Annotated in this window: 7 protein-coding genes and 5 pseudogenes; 4 read left to right on the plus strand and 8 right to left on the minus strand. The window is 61.2% G+C overall.

The window, feature by feature from the left end; genetic code table 11:
* Positions 1 to 53: 53 nt before the first annotated feature.
* From BM374_RS32735 to BM374_RS32750, 4 genes and pseudogenes are all read right to left on the minus strand, one after another.
* Positions 54 to 239 (minus strand): annotated as a pseudogene (locus BM374_RS32735) (Y-family DNA polymerase); the annotation flags it as partial.
* Between the two features lie 65 nt (positions 240 to 304).
* Positions 305 to 1,031 (minus strand): annotated as a pseudogene (locus BM374_RS32740) (SOS response-associated peptidase).
* A gap of 3 nt (positions 1,032 to 1,034) precedes the next feature.
* Positions 1,035 to 1,484: a hypothetical protein gene (locus tag BM374_RS32745; RefSeq protein WP_092302367.1), complete on the minus strand. Its 450-nt coding sequence runs from the start codon at positions 1,482 to 1,484 to the stop codon at positions 1,035 to 1,037.
* 46 nt (positions 1,485 to 1,530) lie between these two features.
* Positions 1,531 to 1,922: pseudogene (locus BM374_RS32750) on the minus strand (hypothetical protein).
* A 139-nt stretch (positions 1,923 to 2,061) separates the two neighbouring features.
* On the opposite strand from BM374_RS32750, the gene ku reads away from it, so the two are divergent.
* From ku to BM374_RS32765, 3 genes and pseudogenes are all read left to right on the plus strand, one after another.
* Entirely contained in the window at positions 2,062 to 2,994 is a 933-nt protein-coding gene (ku, locus tag BM374_RS32755) for a non-homologous end joining protein Ku (protein ID WP_092302369.1), read from the plus strand.
* 276 nt (positions 2,995 to 3,270) lie between these two features.
* Positions 3,271 to 3,773: pseudogene (locus BM374_RS32760) on the plus strand (NUDIX hydrolase).
* The gene (locus tag BM374_RS32765) at positions 3,770 to 4,234 is read left to right on the plus strand and encodes a metallophosphoesterase family protein (protein WP_092302371.1); all 465 of its coding nucleotides are present in this window, start codon (positions 3,770 to 3,772) and stop codon (positions 4,232 to 4,234) included. Before BM374_RS32760 ends, BM374_RS32765 begins: the two are co-directional and overlap by 4 nt.
* A gap of 54 nt (positions 4,235 to 4,288) precedes the next feature.
* Here the strand turns inward: BM374_RS32765 and ligD are convergent, their stop codons facing one another.
* Entirely contained in the window at positions 4,289 to 5,236 is a 948-nt protein-coding gene (gene ligD, locus BM374_RS32770) for a non-homologous end-joining DNA ligase (RefSeq protein ID WP_092302372.1), read from the minus strand.
* Between the two features lie 143 nt (positions 5,237 to 5,379).
* On the opposite strand from ligD, the gene BM374_RS32775 reads away from it, so the two are divergent.
* Complete coding sequence (locus BM374_RS32775) at positions 5,380 to 6,189, plus strand: hypothetical protein (RefSeq protein WP_349510008.1); 810 nt, start codon at positions 5,380 to 5,382, stop codon at positions 6,187 to 6,189.
* A 249-nt stretch (positions 6,190 to 6,438) separates the two neighbouring features.
* On the opposite strand, the gene BM374_RS32780 is transcribed toward BM374_RS32775, so the two are convergent.
* The 3 genes and pseudogenes from BM374_RS32780 to BM374_RS32790 all read right to left on the minus strand — a co-directional run.
* Positions 6,439 to 6,627 (minus strand): hypothetical protein, encoded by a 189-nt coding sequence (locus BM374_RS32780; RefSeq protein WP_092302374.1) that lies wholly within the window; start codon positions 6,625 to 6,627, stop codon positions 6,439 to 6,441.
* Positions 6,627 to 7,268 (minus strand): annotated as a pseudogene (locus BM374_RS32785) (ATP dependent DNA ligase); the annotation flags it as partial. The pseudogene BM374_RS32785 and the gene BM374_RS32780, both read right to left, overlap by 1 nt.
* A 252-nt stretch (positions 7,269 to 7,520) precedes the next feature.
* Positions 7,521 to 7,775, minus strand: a 255-nt coding sequence (locus tag BM374_RS32790; RefSeq protein ID WP_177248697.1) for an ATP-binding protein, incomplete at its 5' end; no start/stop codon positions are given.

Below are 7,775 nucleotides of genomic sequence, written 5' to 3' on the forward strand. Positions count from 1 at the left end.
ATGATGAATGCCCGCTCTAAGGAGGCGACTGCTTAAGCTTCGCTGGTTACCGGCCACATCAGAGAGGCCGTCAAGCGCGCTTCAGCGGCCCAAGACGCTTCCGAGCGCAGCCCGAACTTCCTGGCTTCATAGCTGGCTGCCGCCACGACACCGCGCTCCCGGGATCCGCCGACGGCAACCGGCTTGCCGCGAAGATCCGGATTGTCTCGCTGCTCGACGGACGCATAGAAGGCGTCCATGTCGATGTGGATGATCTTGCGTTGGCGGCCCGGGGTAGCTGGCTGGTCGTGACGGTCCTCGATGGTCACGTCGCTAGTCCGGCCGTATCTTCCTTCACGCCGCGGGCAACGATCCGAAGCGTGTCGTCCGGAAGCGGCCGCTGTAGCTTTAAGGCCTCGTCCAGAGGGGCCGTCATCCAGGTCTCGACTTCTTCCGGCGTCGTCAGGATCACCGGCATCGCCTTGGGGTGGATGGCGCCGACTTCAGCGTTCGGTTCGGTCGTGAGGAACGCGTAGAGGCTCGTTCGTGGTCTCACCTTCCTTGACCTTCCGGACGGACGTCCAGTTGGTCCAGATGCCGGCGAAGCAAGCGAGGGGACGAGTTTCGTCAAGCGCGAACCAGACGTCACCGCCCTCGGCCTTGTTGAACTCGCTGAAGGAATTGAATGGCACCACGCAGCGGTTTTCGACGCCGAGCCAGGGCGCCCAGTGCTTGCTCTTCACATTGCGGATGTTGGTCGTTCCGCCGTCCGGCTCCATTCTGAGCAATTCCTTGAAATCCACCACCTTGCCTTTGGCCTGCAGCTTCTCGGCTCGCTTCTTCGTGGCGTCCATCAGTGCTTTTGACGACGAGGGCATGCCCCACCGCGCCGTGGCGAGCTCGCGGCCCTCGGCTCCGTTGCGCACGATCGGTGCCATGTAGTCGGGAAACACGCCGGGCATCGGCGCCAGATTTCCAACGTATTGGTTCACGACGCGGAACAGCGCACTGATCGCGGCTTGGTTAGTCGTGATCGAATAAAGATTGCACATCGGTCAGGATTCGGCTCGAGGGTGGCGCGGCTGCCACGTCAACTGTAGCAGTGTCGCGGATGGACGCCGGCCCGCCTTGGCGCATTTGCGACAGCGCAGCCGGCTGGCGAGATCGTGCACGAAAGTAGTCGGCGGGTGTTTCATCGCGGCGAGGTCCACGTCGCTCGGCGTCTTGCAGCGCGCGCACCTGATCTCCAGCCAGGGGAAGCCTCCATTCACGGCCTGATCGATGGTCGGCGATGGATCGATCGGTTCGCCGTCACTCCACATCCGCTCGTTCCAGCTTTCGCAAAGCAGCCTGTCGGCTTGCAGGATCATGGCCTCGCCTTTGGCCCGCATCTCCGCCGATTGGGTCGCCAGGATGTTAGCCATCGCGCGTGCCTTGCCGAGCTCTTTTGCCCGAGCCTTGCGATCGCCGCCCGACAGGGGCGTAGGGTGATACTTCGGGGCCATCCGGACATCCAGGCGCAAAGAGATCGGATCGGCAAATCCTGAGCGACTACGGCGACTCGAACGCTGGCCAGCACCCGTCTTCTTCATGCCTGCCGGTGCGCTGCTGGCAGGTGTTGTCGAGCAGCCGCTGCGCGACGTCCTTCCAGAGCGCGTTGGCGCCATACAAGCGGACGGCATCGGCGGTCTGGATTTCCACGGTCCGCTCGCAGCGGCGACAGGAGACGCGCAGCACGTGGCCCTTAATTTCCGAAAGGCGTCGCTGTCGGGCCTGGGCCACGGTCGCGCCGGCGCGAGGGTCATTTAGGACCGCTTCCCAATATTCGGCCGGGAGGGGGCATCTGGACCCCCCGCTGACGGCGCTGGTCTACGGTTGGCAGCGGCCATTTTTTCCATCTGCTTCGGGGTCGGCATGCGCCAGCTCGCGGGTCGGTCGGTCATGCCTGAATTAGAACATAACAAATGTCGAGTCCGACCAAGCGGTCGCTAAGAAAAATCCTCTCTTGCGGCGGGTCCCGATGTCGGAACCAAGCCCGGTCGTTCGTCTTGAATCCGGTATCAGTATCGGAGTTCCCCCGGCATGGCCCCCCGCGCTAACTGGAAAGGCTTCTTGCGTCTTTCCCTCGTCACCTGTCCGGTCGCGCTCTATCCGGCCACGTCGGACTCAGAAAAAATCTCGTTCAACCAGCTGAACCGAAAGACCGGCCATCGGATCAAGTATGCCAAGGTCGACGCCGACACCGGCGAGGAGGTCGACAACGAGGACATCGTCAAGGGCTACAAGGTTGATAACGATACCTTCATCGAGGTGACCAAGGAGGAGCTTGAGAACGTCGCGCTGGAATCGACGCGAACGATCGAGATCGACGAGTTTGTCGACCGCAGCGAGATCGATCCGCGATATCTCATTCGCCCCTACTACCTGCGTCCCGACGGCAAAGTCGGGCACGATGCCTTCGCCGTCATTCAGGAAACCATCCGCGAGATGAACAAGGTCGCCATCGGTCGTGTGGTGCTGACCAATCGCGAGCACATCATCGCGCTCGAGCCGCTCGACAAGGGATTGATGGGGACATTGCTGCGCTACCCCTACGAAGTCCGTGCCGCGGATGAGTATTTCGACGACATTCAGGATGTCAAAGTTACCAAGGACATGCTCGATCTCGCCAAACACATCGTCAATCAGAAGGCGGGCCATTTCGAGCCGGACAAGTTCGAAGACCAGTACGAGACCGCCCTCATCGATCTCATCAATCAGAAGCGCGCCGGCAAGCCCATCACCGCGAAAGCCCGTCCTCGAGGAGAGAACGTGGTGGACCTGATGGACGCGCTGCGCAAGAGCATCGGACGAGAGGCGACGGCCCCGACAGAGGCGCCGAAGAAGACGGCCAAGAAGGCGCGCAAGGCGGCGGCCGGGCAGAAGGAAATGCTGATGCCAATCGCAGGCAAGAAGCCGGCGAAGGAGACCGCGGCGAAGAAGCCGGCGGCCAAGCCGCAGCGGAAGTCGGCTTAGGTGTCGTGAAGCATCCGGTGACGCCGGACGGCCCTACATCGTTGTCCACGGCAAGCTCTGGAGAATGGCAAATCCCATCTCGACCAGGTCACGCGAGGCCATCTCGTCGGCCAGCTAGTGGCGGCCCAGCGGGTCGGTGCGCGCGAAGAAGGCGGCCGACCGCGAGGCCGAAGTAACGGTGCATAGGATCGTGGACGAGGCTAAGCAGGCGCTCGGCGAGCGCGATCTGGTATGGTGGGACGACGGCTCTCGATTGCTCTGCAAGGTAGGAGCGCTGTGGCTGCGGCGAAATTAGCTTCCAGGAGATCGACCTTGAGCGCGGGCATTCTCGCATACCGCAATGGTATTCGTGGGCTCGAGGTACTGCTCGTTCATCCCGGCGGTCCGTTCTGGCGCAACAAGGATGATGGCGCCTGGTCCATTCCTAAGGGCGAAATCGATGCCAATGATGCTCCGGAGCACGTCGCGCGGCGCGAATTTACCGAAGAACTCGGCCCGAGCGCTTCGATTGGTCCGGTCAGGGCGCTGGGGGAAGTCCGACAGCGCGGAGGGAAGCGCGTCATCGCATTCGCCGGAGAGGGCAACTTTGATCGGCCGCGTTGGCCAGCAATACCTTCGATATCGAATGGCCACCCCGAAGTGGTCGACGGCAGAGCTTTCCGGAAGTCGACCGCGCGGAATGGTTTGATATCGAGCTCGCGCGGACCAAGATGCTGTCCGCTCAGGTAGAGTTTCTCGATCGTCTTTCGGCAATCGCAGTTGAGAGCGCCGGGAAATGATGTTCAGGATTGGAATCATTTCGGACACGCACGGCCTGTTGAGGCCCGAGGCGGAACGAGGCCTGACGGGCGTCGATCACATCATCCATGCCGGCGACATCGGGCGCCCCGAGATCGTCGACGCGCTTCGCCGCATCGCGCCCGTCACGGCCATTCGTGGAAACGTGGACAGTGGCGAGTGGGCTCGCGACTACCCCGACACGAGCCTTGCGCGCCTGGCGGGAAAGTCGATTTACGTTCTGCACGACTTGAAGACGCTGAAGGCCGACCCCGGCGTCGGCATCGACGTCATCGTCTCCGGGCATTCCCACGTGCCGAAAATCGACACGGTCGGTGGCGTTCTCTATCTGAATCCGGGCAGCGCGGGACCCCGGCGTTTCAAGCTGCCGATCACGTTTGCGACGCTCGAACTCACGCCTGACGGCATGCGGCCGGAAATCCACGACCTTGGAGGCGAGTGAGTGTCGGCGGAGGGTGCGTCAATCCTTTTTGCCGGCTTTCGCCGAAGGAAAGCTCTACTTGCGCGGACGTTCTCGCTCACGCACGACGTCCTTCGCCCGCTTGTCGGACCTGAGCCCGAGGTAGACGGGCTGGCGCAGTTCGCCCTTACTCGTCCATTCCGCAAATTTGACCTCGGCAACCAACGAGGGCTTGACCCAGGTCGTGGCGGCCTCGTCCTTCACTTTGGCAGGGAAGGGTGATTTCGGGGTCGTCAGCTTCACGAGATTGGTGTGGAGGTCTTCCAGGACCTTGTGGCTGAAGCCAGTGCCAACGTGTCCGATATAGCGCCATGTGTCGTCTTCCCGCACAGCGAGGACCAGGGCGCCGAAGTATGGTCTTGTACGCCTCGGCGCCGTGAAACCCGCGATCACCACTTCCTGCCGCTTTGCCGTCTTGATCTTCAGCCAATCCGCCGTTCGGCTTCCGGACGCATACGCGCTGTCGGCGCGCTTCGCCATGACGCCTTCTAGACCCTTCCGCTCGGCCTCGGCGAAGAATTTCGTGCCGTTCGCTTTGCGGTGACGGCTGAAGGCGATCAGCCGGTGACGCGGCAGGATTGCTTTCAGTCTCTCCTTGCGCTCGAGAAGAGGCTGTTTGCGCAAATCAACTTTGTTCTGAAACATGAGATCGAAGGCGCAATACAGGAGCTTCGCTTCATGACGTAGCGCGTTCTGAAGCAGCTGGAAATGCGAGACGCCTTCCTTTCCGATCGCGACGAGCTCGCCATCGATCACGGCGTCGCCCTTCACGCCCTCCAGCGCTTTGGCGACCTCGATATAGTTGCGGCTGATGATCTTGCCGTTGCGGCTGTAGAGCGAAACCTTGCCCCGCTGGATTTCCGCGATCATCCGGAAGCCGTCGTACTTATCCTCGAAAACCCAGCCGGGGTCGTCGAACGGCGCATCAGTGAGCGTAGCGAGCATCGGCTGCAGGCGCTTGGGCAGGGTCGACGTCCGGCTCATTCGAGGCCAATCCTTAAGAGCACGTTGCGAAATGCATGGACGTCCTTCAAGGATTAGGGAACGCTTCGGGACCACGTCGTGTTCCGCAGGCATCGTGGCGTGCGAGACGTTGAGGATCGACCGGGCGAGCGCGGATCAGACCTATGGCCAGAAAACTGAAGACCTATCAGACCTCGCTGGGCTTCTTCGATCTGGCGATCGCCGCTCCCTCCATGAAAGCGGCTCTCGAAGCCTGGGGCGCCGACAGCAATCTCTTCCACCAGGGCGCGGCGAAGGAAAGCGACGATCCGGACGTCATCGAGGCGACCATGGCTGCGCCGGGCGTCGTTCTGAAGAGACCCGTCGGCTCTAACGGGCCGTTCAAGGAGCATGCCGAGTTACCGACCTACCTTGCAGGCGGCAGTTCAAAGAAGACAGATCGTCGTCAACGGCGGAAGCCTTCGAAGGTGGCCAACGACGATGCGGCCGACCGGAAGGTCGCACTTGCTTTCGAGAAGGAGCAGAAGCGACGGGAGCGCGAACGTGCCAAGGAAGAGGCCACCCGGCAGAAGGAGCGCGAGCGACGGCAGCACGCCGTCGACAAGGCGCAAGGTGCTTTGGACGCGGCCCGTCGCAAGCACGAAGAAACGGCCGCTGACATTCAACAACAGCTCGAGGTTCTTGAGGAAAGCGCGCGGGATGAGGACGCGCGTTGGGAAAAGGGCCCGGTTGGAAGACGCGTTACGACGGGCGCGAGGTTAGGTCTCGAAGTGCGACCATCTCGTGTCTTAGCATTTGCGCCTGCTTTTCCGCCGATAGCGGAAATTGTCAATCTAAATTGTGAAATCTCCAGTCTTATCCGTTGCGCTCTTCCTGCAAGATGCGCTCCAGATCATCCTCGAAGATGTTCTGCGTTGCTTCAAAGAGAGCCAGGAGCTTCAGAGCTTCTGCCGTGTTTGCACCGCCCTTGCTGACCATCCGTTGCTGCCTTTCGACGATCTGACGTCCTTTGGCAACATGGTGACGGGCAAGGATGACACGTTCGGAATCACGAGACATTGGTGGCTCTGCTGCAGGCGGGAGCGCGATTGGTCTCTCAGCCACCGGTGCCCGCGGGCAGAGTGCCTTTGCCGGTGATGACCAGATCATATTCCGTTTCGCGAATTCGGACACTGTCCAATTCAAGCCAGTCAATGTTGAATGGTGCCTCGCGGCGAGCGTGCTCAGACTGAGCGATCGCTTGTTAACGGTCGGTCGGAAAGCGCCCGTGCGGCGGCCTCATTGACTTTTGCGCGGTCGCGCCTGTCCTCCGGAGGAAGCTCCATCACCGCTCGATGGAGCTCCGCAGGGATCGTCAGCGGACTATCGAGCGGCTTTTCCGCCCACTCCCAGAAGCGGTCAAAGGCATCCATTACAGATCCTCCCGAAGCCCCCTGAAGAAGGGATGGCGCACTTTCCCCTCGGCTGATTTTGCACGGTACTCTATCTCGGCCAGCAGCTTGGGCTCGACCCAGATTCCTTTGTGCGCAATCCGCTTTGCATAAGGCTGCGTCTTGCGGATCAACGGCTTCAGGCGCTTCTGAAGGTCGGCGGCTGATGCCTTGTCGAACCCATGGTCCACCTTCCCGGCGTATATTAGATCGTCGCCCTTGCGCCGGCCGACGTAGATGCCGTCCCACTTTCCCTCGTCGAGTGCGAAACCGGCAATAGTCAGCGTCTCACGCTGCGCGCAGGTCTTCTTGACCCAGTCATTCGTGCGTCCTTTCGGATAGGGGCTGCCCCGAACCTTCGAGACGACACCTTCGAGGCCAAGCTTGCAGGCGTGCGCAAACATCTCGCGGCCGTCGATCTCGAAGCTTTCGCTGAACTGGATGTCAGTGCCGCCTAGGATCTTCTTGAGTTCGGCTTTGCGCTGAAAGAGCGGCAGCTTCCGGATATCTCGGCCGTTCAGATAGAGCAGATCGAACGCTACGAGCACGATGCTCTTCGATTTGCCCTTAAGCTCGTTCTGCAGAACCGAGAAGTCAGTCGTGCCGTCCGCGGACGGTACCACTGCGGATTCCGACGAAGTCGCCCAGGCGTACCGATATGAAGTCGCCCGTGGATTCCGAGACGATGTCGCCCACCTTTCCGATTTGATCTCGCCCAGCGGCGAGGCGTTCTGGCCGGCTGGTTCTCTGGCATCGGTCAAGCCGCGCGGTCAATCTGGAATCGCGACTTCAACCTTTTTTCTTCTTCTGCGATTGCTGTGGGCATGTGGGCAACGCGATTGCGTTGTCCAAGCGCAGCGGCATGTCCACAGCGCTCAGGTCTTTCGGGCGGATTGCCGAGTTCGGCGCAGGCTCTCACCGGTGAGGTCGAGCCGATGGGCATTGTGGACGAGGCGATCGAGCACGGCGTCGGCATAGGTGGGATCTCCAATGAGCAGATGCCACTGGTCCACGGGGAGCTGGCTGGTGACGATGGTGGAGCGATGACCGTAGCGATCTTCGAGGATTTCCAGGAGGTCGTGACGGGCGCCGGCATCGAGCGGCTCGAGCCCCCAATCATCGAGGATCAG

This window comes from Bradyrhizobium sp. Ghvi, from assembly GCF_900115265.1.
Lineage (GTDB): Bacteria > Pseudomonadota > Alphaproteobacteria > Rhizobiales > Xanthobacteraceae > Bradyrhizobium.